Below are 21109 nucleotides of genomic sequence, written 5' to 3' on the forward strand. Positions count from 1 at the left end.
ACAAAAAAGCCATCCCGAAGGATGGCTTAAGAGAAGAGGGAATCAATTACCCGCGCTGACGAACGGCTTCAAACAGGCAGATGCCGGTCGCGACTGAAACGTTTAGCGACGAAACGCTCCCTGCCATCGGGATACTGATCAGTTCGTCACAATGTTCTCGGGTCAGGCGACGCATACCTTCGCCCTCTGCGCCCATTACCAGTGCCAGACGCCCGGTCATTTTGCTCTGATACAGCGTATGGTCAGCTTCGCCCGCGGTACCAACAATCCAAATGTTCTCTTCCTGCAACATACGCATGGTGCGCGCCAGGTTGGTCACGCGGATCAGCGGTACGCTTTCTGCCGCGCCACAGGCAACTTTTTTCGCCGTCGCATTCAATTGTGCAGAACGATCTTTCGGCACGATCACCGCATGCACACCGGCAGCGTCTGCGCTACGCAGGCATGCGCCCAGGTTATGCGGATCGGTGACGCCATCGAGGATCAAAAAGAACGGCTGGTCAAGTTCCGAAATCAGATCCGGAAGATCGTTTTCCTGATACTGACGACCCGGCTTCACGCGCGCAATAATCCCCTGATGAACCGCACCCTCACTTTTCTCATCCAGGAACTGGCGGTTAGCTAACTGGATGACAACACCCTGTGCTTCCAGTGCATGGATCAGCGGCAGCAGACGTTTATCTTCACGACCTTTGAGAATAAAGACGTCCTGAAAGCGCTCAGGCGCACGCTCCAACAGAGCCTGCACCGCATGGATGCCGTAAATCATTTCACTCATGAATGTACTCGTTAATAGTTTAGGTGTAACGCCGGGCGGCACGCTGGCCACCCGGCTTACGGTTTATGGCTTATTCCGTGACTTTCTTTTTCGCCGCGCGTTTGGCTTTGGTGGCGGCAGCGATTTTAAGCGTTTTCGCCGAAGGCTTTTTCGCTTTTTTGTCGCCTTTTTTCTCAGCCGCTTTTTTATCCGCCTGAGGTTTGGCTCTGCCTTTTTTCTCACCGCGGAAAGCACTGTCCGGCTCGAAATTCACCTTTTTGCCCATCTGGCGACGTTTACCGGTATTCTTACCTGCATCGCCTTTTTTGGCTTTTTCGCGCGCGGTTTTACCCTCATTGCGCGGAGCACGTTCGCTGGAAATCAGACTAAAGTCGATTTTGCGCTCGTCCATATTGACGGCTTCCACACGGACTTCCACACGATCGCCAAGGCGATACATCTGACCGCTGGATTCGCCTGTCAGGCGTTGCCCTACCTGGTCAAAACGATAGTAGTCGTTATCCAGCGAGGAGACATGCACCAGACCGTCGATAAACAGCTCATCAAGACGAACAAAGAAGCCAAAACCCGTCACGCTGGCAATAACGCCCTTAAAGACATTACCGACCTGATCCAGCATAAAATCGCACTTCAGCCAATCAGAAACATCGCGCGTGGCTTCGTCAGCACGGCGCTCTGCCATCGAACAGTGCTGGCCCAGTTGCAGCATCTCTTCCATCGAATAATGGTAGCCCCCCGTCTCCGTGGTGTTACCTTTATGACCCTGCTCCTGCGCCAGCAGATATTTGATAGCACGGTGCAACGAGAGGTCCGGGTAACGACGAATCGGTGAGGTGAAGTGCGCATAAGATTGCAGCGCCAGACCAAAGTGACCACGGTTTTCCGGATCGTAAATGGCCTGTTTCATGGAGCGCAGCAACATAGTTTGCAGCATTTCTGCGTCAGGTCGGTCAGCAATCGACTCCAGCAGTTCAGCATAATCACGCGGCTCTGGTTTGTTACCGCCAGGCAGCTCCAGTCCCAGCTCGGCCAGTACCGAGCGGAAAGAATTAATCGCTTCGGTCGTTGGCTTATCGTGAATACGGAACAGTGCAGGCTCTTTGGCTTTCTCAACGAATCGCGCCGCTGAGATATTCGCCATGATCATGCACTCTTCAATCAGTTTGTGCGCGTCATTACGCTGCGTCTGTTCAATACGCTCGATACGGCGTTCAGCATTGAAGATAAACTTCGCTTCTTCACTTTCAAACGAGATACCGCCGCGCTCTTCACGCGCTTTATCCAGCACTTTGTAGAGGTTATGCAGCTCTTCAATATGTTTCACCAACGGCGCGTACTGCTCACGCAGTTCCTGATCGCCCTGCAGCATGTGCCAGACTTTGGTGTAAGTCAGGCGCGCATGGGAGCTCATTACCGCTTCGTAGAATTTAAAGCCGGTTAAACGACCTTTTGACGAAATGGTCATTTCACAGACCATACACAGCCTGTCCACCTGCGGGTTGAGCGAACACAATCCGTTTGACAGCACTTCCGGCAGCATTGGAACAACCTGCGATGGGAAGTACACGGATGTACCGCGGCTACGGGCTTCCTGGTCCAGCGGGGTCGGTGGGCGAACGTAATAACTTACGTCAGCAATCGCCACCCATAAACGCCAGCCGCCACCACGCTTTTTCTCGCAGTAAACGGCATCGTCAAAGTCACGCGCATCTTCACCATCGATAGTAACCAGCGGTAAATCGCGCAAATCAACACGCCCGACTTTCGCCTCTTCCGGTACTTCTTCTTTCAGACCGGCGACCTGTTTCTCTACTGCCTGCGGCCAAATATAGGGAATTTCATGAGTACGCAGGGCCATATCAACGGCCATGCTGGTGCCCATATTATCGCCCAGCACTTCGACAATTTTACCCACCGCTTTGGTACGACGAGTCGGGCGCTGAGTGAGTTCAACCACCACCACAAAGCCCATACGGGCACCCATCACCTCTTCAGGCGGGATCAGGATGTCAAAACTCAGTCGGCTATCGTCCGGTACGACAAATCCCACACCAGCGTCAGTAAAGTAGCGACCAACAATCTGGCTAGTTTTCGGTACCAGCACGCGCACGATACGTGCTTCGCGGCGGCCTTTACGATCCGCACCCAGCGGTTGTGCCAGTACCTGATCGCCATGAATGCAGGTTTTCATCTGCTCGCTGGACAGGTACAAATCATCTTTGCGTCCTTCGACGCGCAAGAAACCGTAGCCATCACGATGGCCAATAACGGTGCCTTTTAGCAGGTCAAGACGCTCCGGCAGCGCGTAGCACTGACGACGGGTAAAGACCAGTTGCCCGTCACGCTCCATCGCGCGCAGGCGGCGACGCAGCGCTTCCAGCTGCTCTTCACCTTCAATATTGAGTTCAGCGGCCAGCTCATCGCGGTTGGCCGGTTTTTCACGTTTAGTTAAATGTTCGAGGATAAATTCCCGGCTCGGGATAGGGTTCGCGTATTTTTCAGCTTCGCGCTCCTGGAAAGGATCTTGTGACATCGAGGTTCCTCCATTGTCAGCTCTGATGAAGATTTTCGTCACTCCACCAGCAATAATTTATAAAGCGGTTGATTCTCTTCAACCAAATCAGCAAGTGTGTAGTTGTCCAGTTCCGTGAGAAAACTTTGCACTGCCTTAGAAAGCGCCTGCTTGAGTCGGCAGGCAGGGGTAATGTGGCAAAACTCGCTGCTACAGTTAACCAGCGATAAGGGTTCCAGCTCGCGAACCACATCACCAATTCCAATAGCCTTAGCCGGTTTGCCCAAGCGGATGCCGCCATTTTTTCCACGAATAGCAGTAACGAAGCCCGCCCGGCTAAGTTGATTGATTATTTTGACCATATGATTACGGGACACGCCGTAGACTTCTGTCACCTCAGAAATACTGGTCATACGTCCTTCGGGTAGCGACGCCATGTAGATTAGCGCACGTAATCCGTAATCGGTGAAACTTGTTAACTGCACATCAACCTCAGGAAAAGGGATAAAACGGATAAGCCTGGTAGTATTATTTATATTGATGATAAACCAGCCACCAGCCAGGTCGCTAATTTATTTCAGTTCGGGAAGGAAAAAAGCGAGGAATTCACTCTTTGTTAAGCCGGATGGCGGTGAAAAGCGCCTGATCCGGCCTACAAAATAACACATGTAGGCCTGATATGCGCAGCGCCAGCGGCACTGCGCCAAACATGATTATGCGTCGAACGGGTCGCGCAGGATCATGGTTTCAGTACGGTCTGGGCCAGTTGAGATAATATCAATCGGCACACCGGTCAGTTCTTCAATACGCTTGATGTAGTTCAGTGCTGCCTGCGGCAGACCGCTACGATCCTTCACACCAAAGGTGGATTCAGACCAGCCAGGCATGGTTTCGTAAATCGGCTCAATACCTTTCCAGTCGTCTGCTGCCAACGGAGTAGTCGTGACTTCACGGCCATCCGGCATACGGTAAGCAACACAGATTTTCACCTCTTTCAAACCGTCCAGTACGTCCAGTTTGGTCAGGCAGAAGCCAGACAGGGAGTTAATCTGTACCGCACGGCGCACAGCGACGGAGTCCAGCCAGCCGGTACGACGACGACGACCCGTCGTTGCGCCATACTCGTTACCTTGTTTGCACAGGAACTCGCCGACATCATCAAACAATTCAGTCGGGAACGGACCTGCACCTACACGGGTGGAGTATGCTTTGATGATACCCAGAACGTAGTCCACATGACGCGGGCCCAGGCCGGAGCCGGTCGCCACGCCACCCGCAGTGGTGTTGGAGGACGTTACGTACGGATAGGTACCGTGGTCGATATCCAGCAGAGTACCCTGCGCACCTTCAAACATGACGAAATCGCCACGCTTACGCGCCTGATCCAGCAGATCGGAAACATCAACAACCATAGACGTCAGGATGTCGGCAATCGCCATCACATCATCCAGCACTTTCTGGTAGTCAACTGCTTCAACTTTGTAGAAATTCACCAACTGGAAGTTGTGATATTCCATCACTTCTTTCAGTTTTTCAGCGAAAGTTGCTTTATCAAACAGATCGCCAACGCGCAGACCGCGACGAGCCACTTTATCTTCATAAGCCGGGCCGATACCACGACCGGTGGTACCGATCGCTTTCTCACCGCGCGCTTTCTCACGAGCGTTATCTAACGCAACATGATAATCAAGGATCAGCGGACACGCTTCAGACAGCAGCAGGCGCTCACGAACCGGGATACCACGATCTTCCAGCCCTTTCATCTCTTTCATCAGCGCGGACGGAGACAGAACAACACCGTTACCGATGATGCTGGTTACATTCTCGCGAAGAATACCTGATGGAATAAGATGGAGGACGGTTTTTTCACCGTTGATTACGAGAGTATGGCCTGCGTTGTGACCGCCCTGGTAGCGCACAACATATTTAGCCCGTTCAGTCAGAAGATCGACGATCTTCCCTTTACCTTCGTCACCCCATTGGGTGCCCAGTACGACGACGTTGTTACCCATTTTTCAAAATCACCGTTTGCTTAAAAATGGATTCTACCACCGCTTTTTCAGATATACAGCACTTTTTGCATCCAAAAATCTGCAAATTAGTCTACTTATTGATCAGCCAATCGTTTTCCTCAACATGTAGTAGACGACAACGCCCGCGACCACAAGACCTCCACCAAAACGACGCAAAATATTTTCAGGAAGTTGTGCCATCGCCGAGATCATTTTCTTCCAGGCGCGGGGATACAGCATAGGACCCAAGCCTTCCAGCACCAAAACCAGCGCGAGCGCCAGCAAAATTGTTGAATTCATCCGTCGTCCTTATATAAAAAAGAAAACCACCGTATCCCTGGGGATACCGGTGGTTTTGCTGGTCTAAAACCGCTGGAACTATTTTAGCGTGTTGCGCTATTCGGCGTCTTCATGTAACGGAAGAAATCGCTGTCCGGGCTCATGACCATGACATCCTGGTTTCCTTCGAAGCTCTTCTCGTAAGCGCGCAGGCTACGGATGAAGGCGTAGAAGTCAGGATCCTGACTGAACGCATCGGCAAACAGTTTAGCGGCTTCTGCATCGCCTTCACCGCGCATAATGCGGCCCTGACGCTCAGACTCTGCCAGCGTTTTAGTGACTTCATAGTCCGCTGTTGCACGCAGTTTTTCCGCTTCTTCCTGACCCTGTGAACGATGGCGACGTGCTACCGCTTCACGCTCAGCGCGCATACGGTTGTAAATAGCCTCGGACACTTCAGCTGGCAGGTTGATTTGCTTGATACGCACATCGACCACTTCGATACCCAGTGCCGCCATACTGTTCGGGTTGATGACCGGGACTTTACCGTTCGTTTCAGCCTGCACACGTTCAGCCGCTTCGGCAATCGCGCTATCCGCCGCCGGAGTCGCGACTTCATCTTCTGTGCCAGCAGAACCGGAGTTCAACGCATCACGGACTTCCAGAGTCAAACGACCGCGGGAATCGGTAACGATATCTTTCACGTCCAGGCGACCGATTTCAGAACGCAGACGGTCAGAGAACTTACGTTTCAACAGCACTTCTGCCTGAGAAACATCGCCACCGCCCGTTGCCAGGTAGTAGCGGCTAAAGTCACTGATGCGCCACTTGATGTAGGAGTCAACGATCAGGTCTTTCTTCTCTTTGGTCACAAAGCGATCGGCCTGGTTGTCCATGGTCTGAATACGCGCATCCAGCATCTTCACGGATTCAATAAACGGAATCTTGAAGTGCAGGCCTGGTGCAACGACCAGCGGCTTGTTGTCATCGTCACGCAGAACTTTACCAAAGCGCAGGGTAATACCGCGCTCGCCTTCTTTGACCACAAAGACAGACATGAACAGAACTACCAGAACGATGATAATAATCGCAATAACTGACTTACGCATCGTTATTCCCCCTGACGCTGGTAGTCGTTACGCTGCGCATTCGCGCGGCGTTGGTCCATAATATCGCCCTGACTGGTGGACGAGGTGTTGCTTGCTCCAGTGCTGGAAGACGTTGCCGGTGGCAGACGCAGCAGATTTGAACTGCTGTCAGTCTTAGCTGCTGGCGCAGTACCGCCTTTCAGCATCTGATCCAACGGTAGAACCATCAGATTACTGCCCTTATCGTTAACCAGTACTTTACGGGTATGGCTCAGCACTTTTTCCATGGTTTCGATATACAGACGCTCGCGAGTAATCTGCGGTGCGGCTTTATATTCCGGCAGAATTTTTGCGAAGCGAGCCACTTCACCCTGTGCTTCCAGGATGGTCTGGGTCTTATACGCACGCGCTTCTTCCAGAATACGCTGCGCCTGACCGTTTGCACGTGGCTGAACTTCGTTGGTATACGCTTCTGCTTCACGGATGTACTGCTGCTCATTTTCACGCGCTGCGATAGCATCATCAAACGCCGCTTTTACCTCTTCCGGCGGACGTGCAGCCTGGAAGTTGACGTCCAGCAGGGTGATACCCATATTGTACGGACGAATGGTTTCTTCCAGTTCACGCTGGGTATCGCTACGAATAACGGTACGCCCTTCGGTCAGGATACGATCCATGGTGTATTTACCGATGACCCCACGCAGGGCGCTGTCAGTTGCCTGACGCAGACTGTCATCCGCGCTGGTTACGCTGAACAGGTAACGCTGCGGATCGGTCACACGGTACTGCACGTTCATTTCAACGCGCACGACGTTTTCGTCTGATGTCAGCATCACGCCGGATGCGGCAAGTTCACGCACAGCTTCAACGTTGACCGGAGTCACTTCGTCGATAAAGGTCGGTTTCCAGTTCAGACCCGGCTCAACCAGATGGCTGAATTTACCGAAGCGTGTCACCACGCCACGTTCCGCTTCTTTAATGGTGTAGAAACCGCTAGCCGCCCAGATAATGACGATAGCTGCCGCTGCGATAGTAAAGACTCGGCCGCCCAGTTGCGGACGCGGGCCTTGTGATGAACTACCACCGCCAGAGCCAGTACCTTTACCGCCGCCCAAACCACCGAGTTTTTTACTCAGTTTGCGGAAGATATCATCCAGATCGGGAGGTCCCTGATCGCGACCACCTTTATTTCCATTTCCCTCAGGGTTGCCGCCAGGTTTGCTGCTTCCCCAGGGGTCGCGGTCTTGTCCGTTATTACCGGGCTGATTCCACGCCATTTTTGTGCTCCATATTTGTTATGCGATGCTATACCTGCGTCTTTTGCGCTGCAGATGCGTTGGCTACGTCTTTCAACCCCAGTCACATAGTTGACTATGTGCCTGGAGATTTCAGGACTTGCCGCCTTCCTGCCGCATAAAATCCACGAGGAATAGAGGCGAAAAAATCTTCAGGCCATATCCGTCAGGTCAGACAACATAGTCTTCCAGTGCCGGTTCTTGTTTACAGAGGCGACGCCAGTCTACGATCGGCATACGTACTTGCAGACCTACGCTACCGTCTTCCTCCATCCACTCTTTCTCTATTGCCTGAAGTTGGTAAAACCGGCTTCTCAGTCGCCCTTCCTGCGGCGGCAGACGCAACGTATGTTGCGCAACCTCACCGGAAAGTCGCTCTGTCAAAGCCTGAAAAAGCTGTGGTATGCCAATTCCCGTTTGCGCTGAGACCCACACGCGAATGGGTTTATTCTCTTCATCTCTGTCGATACGCGGTTCAAAATCATCCAGCATATCGATCTTATTCATTACCAGCAGCGTCGGGATTTCATTTGCATCGATCTCTTCAAGAACCGTGTCGACGGCCTCAATGTTTTCCTGCACACGAAAATCTGCCGCATCAATAACGTGCAACAGCAAGGTCGCCTGACGAGTCTCCTGCAAAGTGGCCTTAAACGCCGCCACCAGGTCGTGCGGCAAATGACGGATAAACCCTACAGTATCCGCCAGCACGGTTTCACCGACATCCGCAACGTCTATGCGGCGCAGCGTTGGGTCCAGGGTCGCGAACAGTTGATCCGCTGCGTAGACCCGAGCTTCGGTTATCTGGTTGAACAGGGTGGATTTTCCGGCGTTGGTATATCCCACCAGTGATACGGTTGGGACATCCGCTTTCTTGCGCGACTGCCGCCCCTGCTCACGTTGCTTTTCAACTTTTTCCAGGCGCGACTGTATTTGCAAAATGCGATTACGCAGCAAACGACGGTCAGTTTCGAGCTGGGTTTCACCCGGACCACGCAAACCAATCCCGCCTTTTTGCCTTTCAAGGTGAGTCCAGCCACGGACCAGGCGTGTAGCCATATGGCGCAACTGCGCCAGCTCAACCTGCAACTTACCCTCATGGGTCCGCGCACGCTGGGCAAAAATATCTAAAATGAGACCAGTCCTGTCGATAACAAGACACTGGCATAACTGTTCCAGGTTACGTTCCTGGGCAGGGCTTAGAGCATGATCAAAAATCACCACCGCAGCGCCAGTCGCTTTTACGGCTTCGGCAATTTCGATTGCCTTACCTTCACCAACAAAAAACTTCGGGTGCGGTGCTTTACGGCTCCCGGTAATCACCTGCATTGCTTCGACACCGGCGGAAGAAACCAGAGATTCAAACTCCTGGAGGTCTTCCATATCTTTGTCTTGCGAAAAATAGATGTGTACCAGTACCGCCTGCTCACCGGCATCATAACGGTCAAACAAGCGTCAACCCCTCAATATATATCAACGGGGAACGCAGGATCTCTGGCTCCCCGTGTGTAAAACAGCCTAAAACCTTATTCGGTTTCTTCGCTGTCCTGTTGCGCTGATGAACCCTGCGCGTTGCTACCGTGATGGTAGTTGCTGCCAGTGCCGCCGGTGGCATTATTGCTGTGATGAGAAACCGGGCGAGACGGGACAACAGTGGAAATCGCGTGCTTATAAACCATCTGGCTGACCGTGTTTTTCAACAGGATCACGAACTGATCAAAAGACTCGATTTGACCTTGCAGCTTAATACCATTCACCAAATAAATAGAAACTGGAACACGTTCCCGACGCAGTGCGTTCAGGAACGGATCTTGTAAAGATTGCCCCTTAGCCATTCTCTCTTTTCCTTATATGCTTATTTGTACTTAATACGCTTCATCCTTCAGGTTGCCTCTACGTTAGCGACGTTCGTTCACCCCTGTCACTTACTTGAGTAAGCTCCTGGGGATTCACTCTCTTGCTGCCTTGATGCAACTTGAATGACTTTGCGTATTGAACCTTATGGTTCTGAAAAATTGCGCACGATACGTTTCAATTGTACACATTCAGTTCGCGATAGCACCAACAACCTGTAATACTTCGTTTCGCGCCTGGTCAGGCTTTTCACTGTCAAGCCAGTGCACCCCTTCCCAACCACGCAACCAGGTTATCTGCCGCTTCGCTAACTGCCTCGTGGCGCAAACACCTCTATAAACCATTTCATCGTATGAAATTTCGCCTTCAATGTATGACCACATCTGGCGATACCCTACACAACGAATGGAAGGCAAATCCGTATGCAAATCTCCTCGGGCAAAAAGCGCCCGGACTTCTGCTTCAAAACCTGAAGCTAACATCTGATGAAAACGCTGCTCAATTCGCTGATGGAGCAATTCACGGCTCGCCGGAGCGATCGCAAACTGGTGCACCTCATACGGCAAAGCATCTCCTGACGTTTGCGTCAGCTCCGTTAAAGTTTTACCCGAAATGAAAAAAACTTCCAGTGCCCGGGAAAGTCTTTGCGGATCATTTGGATGAATCCGCGCCGCAGCTACCGGGTCAATCTCCTGAAGCTGTCGGTGTAACGCGTCCCATCCAAGCTCTGCCGCCTGCTGCTCGATTCTGGCCCTGACCTCCGAGTCCGCCGACGGTAACGGTGACAACCCTTCAAGCAACGCTTTGAAATATAACATTGTGCCACCCACTAACAGCGGGATACGCCCCGCTGCGGTGATATCGGCCATCTCGGCTAGCGCATCGCGACGAAAATCCGCTGCAGAATACGCTTGCGCCGGATCACGAATATCCAGCAATCGGTGTGGTGCGGCCTTCAATTCATCAGCATCAGGCTTCGCGGTGCCAATATCCATCCCCTTGTAAATAAGGGCGGAATCAACGCTTATCAACTCTACAGGCAAAACTTTACGCAATTCAATTGCTAATGCCGTTTTACCGGAGGCCGTCGGCCCCATTAAAAAAATTGCCTTTGGCAGGCTCGCCTTACAGGTATCACTCATGTTTCAGGGCGTTCATTACCGAATGTAAATCAACAGGTTGTAACAGACCACCCGGCGGCGCCTTCACGAGTTGTGGGCATAGCCGCTCAACATCCGCCAACAGCGTAATCGCCTGGGCCATGCTCCACTGCGGATGCTCGCTCATCAGGTTACGTGCAATCCACTGCGCAATGTTGCCCGCTTCGAATACGGTTTGCTGCGCCAGGTAGCCTATCAGTTCAGGAATCAAGATTTGTAAATTTTGTTGGCGTAAGGGTAAAGGCACCGCTCGGATGGTCACATGCTGCGCATCCAGCTGAAATTCAATCCCCAAATCGGCCAGTTGGCTTTGTCCTTTTTGCAACGCTGCTTTTTCACCTGCGGTGACTTTTAGACGCAACGGGATCAGCAGTGGCTGAGCGCAAACAGGACCCTGCCCAGGCGTAAGCTGCGCCTGACGCAACCACCGTTCCGCAACAGGTAACGCCAGCAGCCGAATCTGGCCATCGCTTTCCAGTAATGCACAGTCTGTCCCTACGATAGTCAGCACCCGTCCAAACCCCTGACTGTTGCCGGTAAGAGGTACCGTCGGTGTTTCAGCGACCGGTGGTTTGTGCATCGGAGCCGGTGTCTGCAGCAGGCGCTGATAAATTTCGCCCTGCTGCTTTTGATATCCAGGCTGGGCATGCGGCCAACTGGCGCTTGCCTGCCCCTGGCGACCACTCCCGCTACTGGAAGAGGCAGAATAACGGGGAGTAGCAGGTTCACGCGCTGGCGCAGGTTCGGCAAAATGGTTACGCCCTGCCGCCACGCGATTTTCCGGGATGTGTCTCGGGGCGAGTTCTTCGTCATCAACCAACGGCAGCGAGGTTTCCAACTGCTGTTGCAGGACGCTTAACACCCCTTGATAAATAAAATCATGCACCAGACGAGACTGGTGAAAGCGTACCTCATGTTTGGCTGGATGCACGTTGACATCCACCTGATGCGGGTCAATTTCCAGATACAGTACAAATGCGGGTTGCTGATCGGCGCCCAGCTTATCTTCACAAGCCTGGCGAATGGCATGGTTGATCAGTCTATCGCGCATCATCCGGCCATTCACATAGCAATACTGGATTTCCGCCAGCGCCGCCGTCGTGTGGTTCGGATCGGCCACCCAGCCGCGCAGCGCCAAATCGCCATGCTGCCATTCAATCGCCAGAGCATGCTCCAGAAACGGTGTCCCGCAAATAGCACCCAGTCGGCACTCTTTTTGTCCATCCGCCGCGACAGCACGATACTGGCGCACCATTTTGCCGTTGTGCGACAGATTAATCGTCACATCGAAACGCGCCAACGCAATGCGGCGGATAATTTCGTCGATGTGGTTAAATTCCGTTTTCTCCGTGCGCATAAACTTGCGTCGTGCTGGCGTGTTGTAAAACAGATCCAGTACTTCCAGCGTGGTACCCACCGGATGCGCAGCGGGTTTAACCGTCACATCCATGTCACGCCCTTCAGCATAGGCCTGCCAGGCTTCGGGTTGTTCTTGCGTACGCGATGTCAGTGTTAAACGGGAAACCGAGCTGATACTCGCCAGTGCCTCTCCACGAAATCCAAGGCTTACAATCGCTTCGAGATCATCAAGCGAGGCAATTTTACTGGTGGCGTGACGCGCCAGCGCCAGCGCCAGCTCGTCTTTTTTAATCCCACAACCGTTGTCACGAATACGGATAAGCTTCGCCCCACCGCGTTCGATATCAATATCGATACGCGTTGCACCCGCATCGATGCTGTTTTCTACCAGCTCTTTAACCACCGACGCAGGTCGTTCCACCACCTCGCCTGCGGCAATCTGGTTCGCCAGCTGTGGCGGTAGAACCTGAATCGGCATGGCTAATCCTTAGTTTGTTAACGTGCTGCCAGGCGATACGGCACTGGCAGTTTGCGCCGGTGCGCCCTGTGGGCCGGTTTGCATCGGATGCGCCTGGAAATAGTTACGCAGTCCTTTGTAAATCGCCTCGGCCAGCTGCTGCTGGTAATCATCGCTTGCCAACAGCCGTTCTTCGCTGTTGTTGCTGATAAAACCGGTTTCGACCAGGACTGACGGGATATCCGGCGAGCGCAATACGCCAAGGCTGGCGTGTTCCGGGCGGCGTTTATGCATCGAACCAATACGTTCTAACTGACCGATCATGCTGGTCGCCACATCATAGCCGACACGTTGCGAATGACCGAACTGCAGGTCCAGTACGGCCTGACTGAGATAGGGGTCAGACTGGCTGTTAGCCAGCACATCACCCGCGCCGCCCAGCAGTTCCGACTGTTTCTCGTGCTGCTCCAGCCAACCGGCCATTTCACTGTTGGCACGACGGTTTGACAGCACCCATACGGAAGCGCCTGTCGCATCGCGGTTTGGTGCGGCATCCGCATGAATAGAGACCAGGAAGTTGGCATTTTGTTTACGCGCTACGTCGGAACGCCCCATCACCGAGATGAAGTAATCGCCATCGCGGGTGAGTACGCCTTTAAACATCGGGTCATCATTCAGCAAACTGCGTAGTTTACGCGCCACGGCAATAGTGACGTTTTTCTCGCGTGTACCACCAGGGCCGATCGCCCCTGGGTCCTGTCCGCCGTGCCCGGCATCGATAGCAATAACAACTTTATCGCCGTTGCTGACGCGAGCCTGAGCTGCCGGTCTCGTGGCCGTATTGCTGCTGGTCACCGCGGTGGTGCGATCATTTTCTGCTTTAAACGGATTACGTGCTGGCTCAACGGGGCGCGGAGCAACAACCGGTGCCTCGACACGCTTGACCACCACAGGTGGCGGCGGTGGCGGCGCATCCGCTTTAATCGTAAACACAACGGTGTAATTGCCACCGTTTTGTCGTTTTACGGCTTCTGCTTTTCCGTTTTCGGTTAAATCGACAACCAGCCGCAGAGACTGGGCATCATTTGGCGTACCCGAACGGATCGCCTTCACCAGATTATTGCCGCTGAACAGCAGTGGTAATCCCTGAATCACACCGGTTTGTTTAATATCCAGCGTGACCGTTCGTTTCCCCTCCTGTGACACAGCGTATTCCGGCTCACCGATAAAGCTCAGCGTAATCCGCGCCTGTTGATCGCCATTGGAAACCTGAAGATCGGAGAGGCTGGCGGCCCCTGCCTGCGCGCACAGCAGGACCAGGGTTGCCATCAGCCAGTTTCTGATGCGATAAATCATCCCGCCACCCTTAAGGTTAATCGGCCAAACGCGCCAGCAATAAATCACCCGATGAGGAGACCGCACTTACGCGCGCCTCACGACCTTGCGCCTGATATTCAATGTGTATTTCGACGTCCGGGTCTGGCAGTACACCTTTACCTTGTTGCGGCCATTCCACCAGGCAGATGGCATCATTGGCAAAATAATCGCGGATCCCCATAAATTCCAGCTCCTCCGGGTCCGCAAGGCGATACAGGTCGAAGTGATAGACCATTAAATTATCGAGCGCATAGGGTTCGACCAGTGTGTAGGTCGGGCTTTTTACATTACCTTTGTGACCTAACGCCTGCAGAAATCCCCGACTGAAGGTCGTTTTACCCGCCCCCAGGTCGCCATATAAATAAATAACCGTCGCGCCGTCACAGGCTTTGGCTACCCGCTGTCCCAGGTCTAAAGTTGCCTGCTCATCAGGTAGTGGAATTACTCGATTCATCATGATAAACGTCAATCACATCAGGGTTAACAATACGCTGTAGCGTGGTAAAGAGATCTGTCGCCAGCATGCCGCGCATACCAAAACGCGCTGCCAGTACATCCGCCGCCGCACCATGCGCAACACATCCCGCACACGCTGCATCATACGGGGTAAGCTTCTGTCCGAGCAATGCGCCAATAATACCGGAAAGCACATCCCCCATCCCGCCGCTGGCCATTCCGGCATTACCGGCATCAATAATACTCAATGCAGCCTGTTCAGAGGCGACAACCGTCCCCGCGCCTTTCAGCACCACCACACCCCCGTACCGTTTTACCAGACGTTGTGCACAAAGTAAGCGATCGTCCTCAATTTCTGCAATGGAACAACCCAGCAGCCGTGCTGCCTCACCCGGATGCGGCGTGATCACGCGATTGTGACGTTTATCGGGATTGATTGCCAGCAGGTTAAGCGCATCGGCATCCCAGAGCATCGGTTTGCGAAAATTCTCGACCTTTTGCATTGCTTTTTTGCCCCACTCCTGCTGTCCAAGACCAGGACCAATCACCACGACATCCGCCCACACCAAACCCTCTTCCAGCGTCTTTGGCGTTAGCGTATCGACCATGAGTTCCGGTCGGGCAGTCAAAATGGGGGCGATATTTTCACTGCGCGTCAGTACTTTGACCAATCCAGCCCCCGCACGCAGCGCCGCTTCACCGGCCATACGAATGGCACCCGCCGTGCCGTGGTCACCGCCAATAATGACCAACCGACCATGGGAACCTTTGTGTGAGGTAGGTCGACGTGGTGTTAACCAATGCGCAAGCTGCGAGGCTTCATAACGCTGAATCGGCGCATCTTGCCTGGCAAGCCAGGCGTCCAACCCAAGCGCGTTAAAGTGCAGATGTCCGGTAACATCGCGCGCTTTGCCAGTTAACAGCCCTGGTTTCAACGCAATAAAGGTGACGGTATGCGCTGCGTTTATCACCGCCCCCGGTGTCGCTCCTGTTTGTGCCAGCAGACCAGAAGGAATGTCTACGGCGACGATGGGGGCAGGATGGGTATTGGCATGCTCAATCAGCGTCCGGAGAGGTTCGCGCGGAGCCTGTTTTAAACCGGTCCCCAACAGCGCGTCGATAATGACATCCACACGACCTGGCCAGACGATATCTGTAGAATGGATGACGCCCCCCGCATTAAGCCAGGCATCGCGCGCCTGCTGTGCTTCCTCGGGAAGCGTTTTATCGCTCTCCTGCGCCAGCAATGTGACATCAATACCCAGCGCTTTAGCGAGTCTTGCCACCACATACCCATCACCGCCATTGTTACCGTGGCCGCATAGCACCAGCCAGTGTTGAGCGTGCGGATATACGTTCCGGGTAGCCTGAAACACAGCCTCTCCCGCACGCAGCATCAGTTCATAAAGCGTCAGCCCTAAGTTGTCTGCCGCCTCTCGTTCCATCCGTTTGATGTCATCGGCGTGCCAGATGGAGTGTGGTATACTTGCGGGGTTTTTCTTCATTGTATGGTCCGTCATGTCAGAGCCCCTCGATCTCAATCAGTTAGCGCAAAATATTAAACAGTGGGGGCTGGAACTTGGCTTTCAGCAGGTCGGTATTACCGATACCGACCTCAGCGAAGCCGAACCCAAACTGCAGGCCTGGCTGGATAAACACTATCACGGCGAGATGGACTGGATGGCCCGTCACGGCATGATGCGCGCCCGACCTCATGAATTATTGCCCGGTACATTACGCGTTATCAGCGTGCGAATGAACTATCTTCCTGCCAACGCGGCCTTTGCCAGCACGTTGAAAAACCCCTCTCTGGGTTACGTCAGCCGTTACGCGCTTGGACGTGACTACCATAAGTTGCTACGTAACCGCTTAAAAAAGCTGGGCGAGATGATTCAACAGCACTGCGCTTCGCTGAATTTTAGACCTTTTGTCGATTCAGCGCCCATTCTTGAGCGTCCACTGGCGGAAAAAGCCGGGCTTGGCTGGACGGGTAAGCACTCACTTATCCTCAACCGTGAGGCTGGCTCATTCTTCTTTCTCGGTGAGTTACTGATCGATTTGCCTCTCCCGGTTGATAAGCCAGTCGAAGAAGGATGCGGCAAATGCGTGGCCTGTATGACCATTTGTCCTACCGGCGCTATCGTTGAACCCTACACGGTGGATGCGCGCCGCTGTATCTCTTATCTCACGATCGAACTGGAAGGCGCGATCCCGGAAGAGTTTCGTCCGCTACTGGGGAACCGCATCTATGGCTGCGATGACTGCCAGCTCATCTGCCCGTGGAATCGCTATTCGCAGTTGACGGCAGAGGATGACTTCAATCCGCGCAAGCAGCTTCATGCCCCAGAGTTAATTGAGTTGTTTAGCTGGAGCGAGGCGTGGTTTTTGAAAGTCACGGAGGGATCTGCCATTCGTCGTATTGGCCATCTGCGCTGGTTGCGGAATATCGCCGTTGCACTGGGAAATGCCCCCTGGGATGAAACCATAATCAATGCGCTGGAAACCCGCAGAGGTGAGCACCCACTTCTCGACGAGCACATATCATGGGCGGTTGCCCGGCAAATTGAGAGGCGAAATGCCTGCGTAGTGGAAGTACAGTTACCGAAGAAACAACGCCTGGTCAGGGTCGTTGAAAAAGGATTGCCGCGCGATGCTTAAATCATCCACAGCTTGTGTATAAAAATAAAAACACATTGATATTCAAGAGGGAAAAAATCGTCAAGTGATCGCATTAACAATTTGAAATGATAATTAGTTTAACAATTTCAATTGGTTACAAAGATATTATTCACCCGGCGAAGTTATTTGCATTCAAGGAATGATGCTTCGACCTGTGGATAAGTCTGTTTACAGAAGTATGTCAATGGCGAACGAAAACGTCCCCAACGCGACACTACGTTGTGGATATTTTTATTGAGATAAGAATTTGGAGCGGGAAACGAGACTCGAACTCGCGACCCCGACCTTGGCAAGGTCGTGCTCTACCAACTGAGCTATTCCCGCATAATCTTCGTCTTTCGAACCGCTACTGCGTTGGCTGCCTTCATTCGCCTAACTCACTTACTTTTGTAAGCTCCTGAGAACTCATTCAGTTGCCGCCTTGCCGCAATTCGAAATTCTGCGATTGGTGGTCTGTGCTTAACAAGCACTTTCAAATTTTGGAGCGGGAAACGAGACTCGAACTCGCGACCCCGACCTTGGCAAGGTCGTGCTCTACCAACTGAGCTATTCCCGCATAATCTTCGTCTTTCGAACCGCTACTGCGTTGGCTGCCTTCATTCACCTAAGTCACTTACTTTTGTAAGCTCCTGAGGACTCATTCAGTTGCCGCCTTGTCGCAATTCGAAATCCTGCGATTGGTGGTCTGTGCTTAATAAGCACTTTCAAATTTTGGAGCGGGAAACGAGACTCGAACTCGCGACCCCGACCTTGGCAAGGTCGTGCTCTACCAACTGAGCTATTCCCGCAAATTTGTACTTCTTTTGTTGCTGCCGTAACGTGTAATTCTCTGTCGTTACGGGAGGCGCATTATACGAGAAATCCGTTTAGCTGCAACCCCCCTAAAAGCGATTTTTTCGTTTTTCTGCTCAAGTGCTGAATTTATCGACAAGTCGTCTAATTTAGCGGCAATCCTGCCCCAGTGCAAGCGCACAGGAACGATATTCGCAGGCCGGGCAGAGTACAACCGCCACCCGGTCATCCACAAAATCAAAGCTTAATAAAATGCTCGCGATAGTAAGCCAGCTCAGCAACGGACTCACGAATATCGTCCATTGCCTGGTGTGTTCCTTGTTTCTTGAAGCCATCAAGGATCTCTGGTTTCCAGCGACGGGCCAACTCTTTAAGCGTGCTGACGTCCAGATAGCGATAATGGAAATACGCCTCCAGTTCCGGCATATATTTAAACAGGAAACGGCGATCCTGGCCGATGCTGTTGCCACAGATAGGTGATTTTCCTTCAGGTACCCACTCTTTTAAAAAGGCCAGCGTTGCCAGCTCGGCTTCACGATCGCCCATGGTGCTCGCTTTTACGCGTTCCACTAGTCCACTTCCGGTATGCGTACGTACGTTCCAGTCATCCATTAGCGCCAGTTGCTCATCAGACTGATGCACCGCAATTGTCGGTCCTTCAGCCAGGATATTCAGGTTGGCATCAGTCACTAGCGTAGCGATCTCAATAATGCGATCGCGCTCGGGATCCAGACCTGTCATCTCCAGATCGATCCAAATCAGGTTGTTTTCATTGGCACTCATGCTATTTTCCACCCTTCAGACGTCACATTCAGTGTGACTATATTCATCTAAAATTGCGTGTATCATAAATGTTTTGCCCATTATGGGCGACCAGGAGCCAGTCCGATTGAGTAAGAATAAACTCTCCAAAGGCCAACAGCGCCGCGTGAACGCCAATCACCAGCGTCGTCTTAAAACGTCCGCGGAGAAGCCCGACTACGACGACAACCTGTTTGGCGAGACCGCTGAAGGCATCGTTATCAGCCGTTTTGGCATGCATGCCGACGTAGAATCTGCTGACGGGAAAATTCACCGTTGCAACATCCGCCGTACCATTCGTTCGCTGGTTACCGGCGATCGTGTAGTCTGGCGTCCGGGTAAAGCGGCAGCAGAGGGCGTGAATGTTAAAGGGATCGTTGAGGCGGTACATGAGCGAACCTCAGTACTCACACGCCCGGACTTTTACGACGGGGTGAAACCCATTGCGGCCAACATCGATCAAATCGTGATTGTTTCAGCCATCTTACCTGAGCTGTCACTGAATATTATCGACCGTTATCTGGTGGCTTGCGAAACCTTGCACGTAGAGCCCATCATCGTACTCAACAAAATCGATCTGCTGGACGACGAAGGTATGGCCTTCGTTAACGAGCAGATGGACATCTATCGCAACATTGGTTATCGCGTGTTGATGGTCTCAAGCCGCACCAAAGACGGCCTGAAACCGCTTGAAGAAGCGTTGACCGATCGTATTAGCATCTTTGCTGGTCAGTCAGGCGTAGGCAAATCCAGCCTGCTCAATAACCTGCTCGGCCTGCAGGAAGAGATCCTGACCAATGATGTCTCCGACAACTCAGGTCTTGGGCAGCACACCACAACAGCTTCTCGCCTGTACCACTTCCCTCACGGCGGCGATGTCATCGACTCCCCCGGTGTACGTGAGTTTGGGCTGTGGCATCTTGAACCGGAACAAATCACTGATGGCTTTGTCGAATTTCATGACTATTTAGGCCATTGCAAGTATCGCGACTGTAAACATGATGCAGATCCGGGCTGTGCAATCCGTGAAGCTGTCGAGGAAGGGAAAATCGCTGAGATTCGGTTTGAAAATTATCACCGCATCCTGGAAAGCATGGCGCAGGTAAAAACGCGTAAAAACTTTTCTGATACAGACAACTGACAACTAAGCTAAGCATCGCTAGAATCGTCCCCCTTTTTTCAGGATCCGGCCCATATGCCGGATCGGGAACAAATTATGGCCTGGAGGCTACCTTGTTAAACTCATTTAAGCTTTCGCTACAATACATTCTGCCGAAACTATGGCTCACTCGCCTGGCGGGTTGGGGTGCGAGCAAACGTGCAGGATGGTTGACCAAACTGGTCATCGATCTGTTCGTGAAATATTACAAGGTCGATATGAAAGAGGCGCAAAAGCCGGACACCGCCAGCTATCGTACCTTTAACGACTTTTTTGTTCGCCCGCTGCGCGAAGATGCACGCCCGATCAATACCGATCCCAATGTGCTGGTCATGCCCGCTGACGGCGTGATTAATCAGTTGGGTAATATTGAGGAAGACAAACTGTTGCAGGCCAAAGGGCATAGCTACACCCTTGAAGCGCTGCTGGCAGGCAACTACCAGATGGCGGATAAATTCCGTAACGGGACGTTTGTCACGACTTACCTCTCACCGCGTGATTACCACCGCGTCCACATGCCGTGTAACGGTATCTTGCGAGAAATGATGTACGTGCCAGGCGATCTCTTCTCTGTGAACATCCTGACCGCGCAGAACGTGCCGAACCTGTTTGCCCGCAACGAACGTGTTATTTGCCTGTTTGATACCGAATTTGGCCCGATGGTGCAGATTCTGGTCGGTGCGACCATCGTCGGCAGCATTGAAACCGTATGGGCTGGCACCATTACCCCACCACGTGAAGGCGTGATCAAACGCTGGACATGGCCGGAAGGCGAAAGCGAAGGCTCTGTGGCGCTGCTGAAAGGTCAGGAAATGGGCCGCTTTAAACTCGGTTCAACCGTTATCAACCTGTTTGCGCCGGGTAAAGTTAATCTGGTTGCACAGTTGCAGGATCTGTCGGTAACCAAAATTGGCCAGCCGATGGCCATCTCGACCGAGACCTTCGTGACGCCAGCGGCAGAGCCCGTGCCATTGCCGAAAGAAGAGATCGAAGCAGAACACGATGCCAGCCCGCTGGTTGAAGACAAAAAAGACGAAAGTTAACCATAGGA

General features: G+C 52.7%; 18 protein-coding genes and 3 tRNA genes. 3 read left to right on the forward strand and 18 right to left on the reverse strand.

Translation table 11 applies throughout. From position 1 onward, the window contains the following. Positions 1-46: 46 nt before the first annotated feature. The 14 genes from rlmB to nnr form a co-directional block, all read right to left on the reverse strand. On the reverse strand, positions 47-778 hold the full coding sequence (gene rlmB, locus NNO02_RS01265) for a 23S rRNA (guanosine(2251)-2'-O)-methyltransferase RlmB (protein WP_271440279.1): 732 nt from the start codon (positions 776-778) through the stop codon (positions 47-49). 70 nt (positions 779-848) lie between these two features. Then, on the reverse strand, positions 849-3311 hold the full coding sequence (gene rnr, locus NNO02_RS01270; RefSeq protein WP_271440278.1) for a ribonuclease R: 2463 nt from the start codon (positions 3309-3311) through the stop codon (positions 849-851). 38 nt (positions 3312-3349) lie between these two features. Next, on the reverse strand, positions 3350-3775 hold the full coding sequence (gene nsrR / locus NNO02_RS01275; RefSeq protein ID WP_005134424.1) for a nitric oxide-sensing transcriptional repressor NsrR: 426 nt from the start codon (positions 3773-3775) through the stop codon (positions 3350-3352). Positions 3776-4003: 228 nt separating this feature from the next. Continuing rightward, positions 4004-5302: an adenylosuccinate synthase gene (gene purA / locus NNO02_RS01280; RefSeq protein WP_271454071.1), complete on the reverse strand. Its 1299-nt coding sequence runs from the start codon at positions 5300-5302 to the stop codon at positions 4004-4006. A 102-nt stretch (positions 5303-5404) separates the two neighbouring features. After that, positions 5405-5602: a DUF2065 domain-containing protein gene (locus NNO02_RS01285; RefSeq protein WP_005122170.1), complete on the reverse strand. Its 198-nt coding sequence runs from the start codon at positions 5600-5602 to the stop codon at positions 5405-5407. An 83-nt stretch (positions 5603-5685) separates the two neighbouring features. Then, complete coding sequence (hflC, locus tag NNO02_RS01290; protein ID WP_005122169.1) at positions 5686-6690, reverse strand: protease modulator HflC; 1005 nt, start codon at positions 6688-6690, stop codon at positions 5686-5688. A gap of 2 nt (positions 6691-6692) precedes the next feature. After that, positions 6693-7946, reverse strand: coding sequence for an FtsH protease activity modulator HflK (hflK, locus tag NNO02_RS01295; protein WP_271440277.1), 1254 nt, complete (start codon positions 7944-7946; stop codon positions 6693-6695). Between the two features lie 189 nt (positions 7947-8135). Beyond that, positions 8136-9416 carry a ribosome rescue GTPase HflX gene (hflX, locus tag NNO02_RS01300; RefSeq protein ID WP_271440276.1) on the reverse strand — a complete coding sequence of 427 codons (1281 nt, stop codon included), beginning with the start codon at positions 9414-9416 and terminating at the stop codon, positions 8136-8138. A 74-nt stretch (positions 9417-9490) separates the two neighbouring features. Further along, positions 9491-9799, reverse strand: coding sequence for an RNA chaperone Hfq (gene hfq / locus NNO02_RS01305; protein WP_003025584.1), 309 nt, complete (start codon positions 9797-9799; stop codon positions 9491-9493). A gap of 210 nt (positions 9800-10009) precedes the next feature. Continuing rightward, the gene (miaA, locus tag NNO02_RS01310; RefSeq protein ID WP_271440275.1) at positions 10010-10960 is read right to left on the reverse strand and encodes a tRNA (adenosine(37)-N6)-dimethylallyltransferase MiaA; all 951 of its coding nucleotides are present in this window, start codon (positions 10958-10960) and stop codon (positions 10010-10012) included. Then, positions 10953-12815 carry a DNA mismatch repair endonuclease MutL gene (gene mutL, locus NNO02_RS01315; protein WP_271454072.1) on the reverse strand — a complete coding sequence of 621 codons (1863 nt, stop codon included), beginning with the start codon at positions 12813-12815 and terminating at the stop codon, positions 10953-10955. Before mutL ends, miaA begins: the two co-directional genes overlap by 8 nt. Positions 12816-12824: 9 nt before the next feature. Continuing rightward, the gene (amiB, locus tag NNO02_RS01320) at positions 12825-14150 is read right to left on the reverse strand and encodes an N-acetylmuramoyl-L-alanine amidase AmiB (RefSeq protein ID WP_271454073.1); all 1326 of its coding nucleotides are present in this window, start codon (positions 14148-14150) and stop codon (positions 12825-12827) included. A 16-nt stretch (positions 14151-14166) separates the two neighbouring features. Next, the gene (tsaE, locus tag NNO02_RS01325; protein WP_271440272.1) at positions 14167-14628 is read right to left on the reverse strand and encodes a tRNA (adenosine(37)-N6)-threonylcarbamoyltransferase complex ATPase subunit type 1 TsaE; all 462 of its coding nucleotides are present in this window, start codon (positions 14626-14628) and stop codon (positions 14167-14169) included. Then, positions 14600-16147: a bifunctional ADP-dependent NAD(P)H-hydrate dehydratase/NAD(P)H-hydrate epimerase gene (gene nnr, locus NNO02_RS01330; protein ID WP_271454074.1), complete on the reverse strand. Its 1548-nt coding sequence runs from the start codon at positions 16145-16147 to the stop codon at positions 14600-14602. Before nnr ends, tsaE begins: the two co-directional genes overlap by 29 nt. On the opposite strand from nnr, the gene queG reads away from it, so the two are divergent. Continuing rightward, positions 16146-17285, forward strand: a complete 1140-nt coding sequence (gene queG / locus NNO02_RS01335) for a tRNA epoxyqueuosine(34) reductase QueG (protein WP_271454075.1) — start codon at positions 16146-16148, stop codon at positions 17283-17285. The genes nnr and queG overlap by 2 nt on opposite strands. Positions 17286-17554: 269 nt before the next feature. On the opposite strand, the gene NNO02_RS01340 is transcribed toward queG, so the two are convergent. From NNO02_RS01340 to orn, 4 genes are all read right to left on the reverse strand, one after another. Further along, a tRNA-Gly gene (locus tag NNO02_RS01340) sits at positions 17555-17630 on the reverse strand. A 156-nt stretch (positions 17631-17786) separates the two neighbouring features. Further along, positions 17787-17862 (reverse strand) — tRNA-Gly (locus NNO02_RS01345). 156 nt (positions 17863-18018) lie between these two features. Then, positions 18019-18094: transfer RNA gene (locus NNO02_RS01350), tRNA-Gly, on the reverse strand. 241 nt (positions 18095-18335) lie between these two features. Beyond that, a complete protein-coding gene (gene orn, locus NNO02_RS01355; protein ID WP_040232952.1) occupies positions 18336-18881 on the reverse strand; it encodes an oligoribonuclease in 546 nt (181 codons plus the stop codon). A 106-nt stretch (positions 18882-18987) separates the two neighbouring features. Between orn and rsgA the strand changes: the two genes are divergently transcribed. Beyond that, positions 18988-20040 carry a small ribosomal subunit biogenesis GTPase RsgA gene (gene rsgA / locus NNO02_RS01360; RefSeq protein ID WP_271454076.1) on the forward strand — a complete coding sequence of 351 codons (1053 nt, stop codon included), beginning with the start codon at positions 18988-18990 and terminating at the stop codon, positions 20038-20040. A 92-nt stretch (positions 20041-20132) separates the two neighbouring features. Continuing rightward, a complete protein-coding gene (asd, locus tag NNO02_RS01365; RefSeq protein WP_271440268.1) occupies positions 20133-21101 on the forward strand; it encodes an archaetidylserine decarboxylase in 969 nt (322 codons plus the stop codon). Positions 21102-21109 lie beyond the last annotated feature (8 nt).

Origin of the sequence: Citrobacter sp. Awk 2 (assembly GCF_028069815.1) — a bacterium.
Classification (GTDB): domain Bacteria; phylum Pseudomonadota; class Gammaproteobacteria; order Enterobacterales; family Enterobacteriaceae; genus Citrobacter.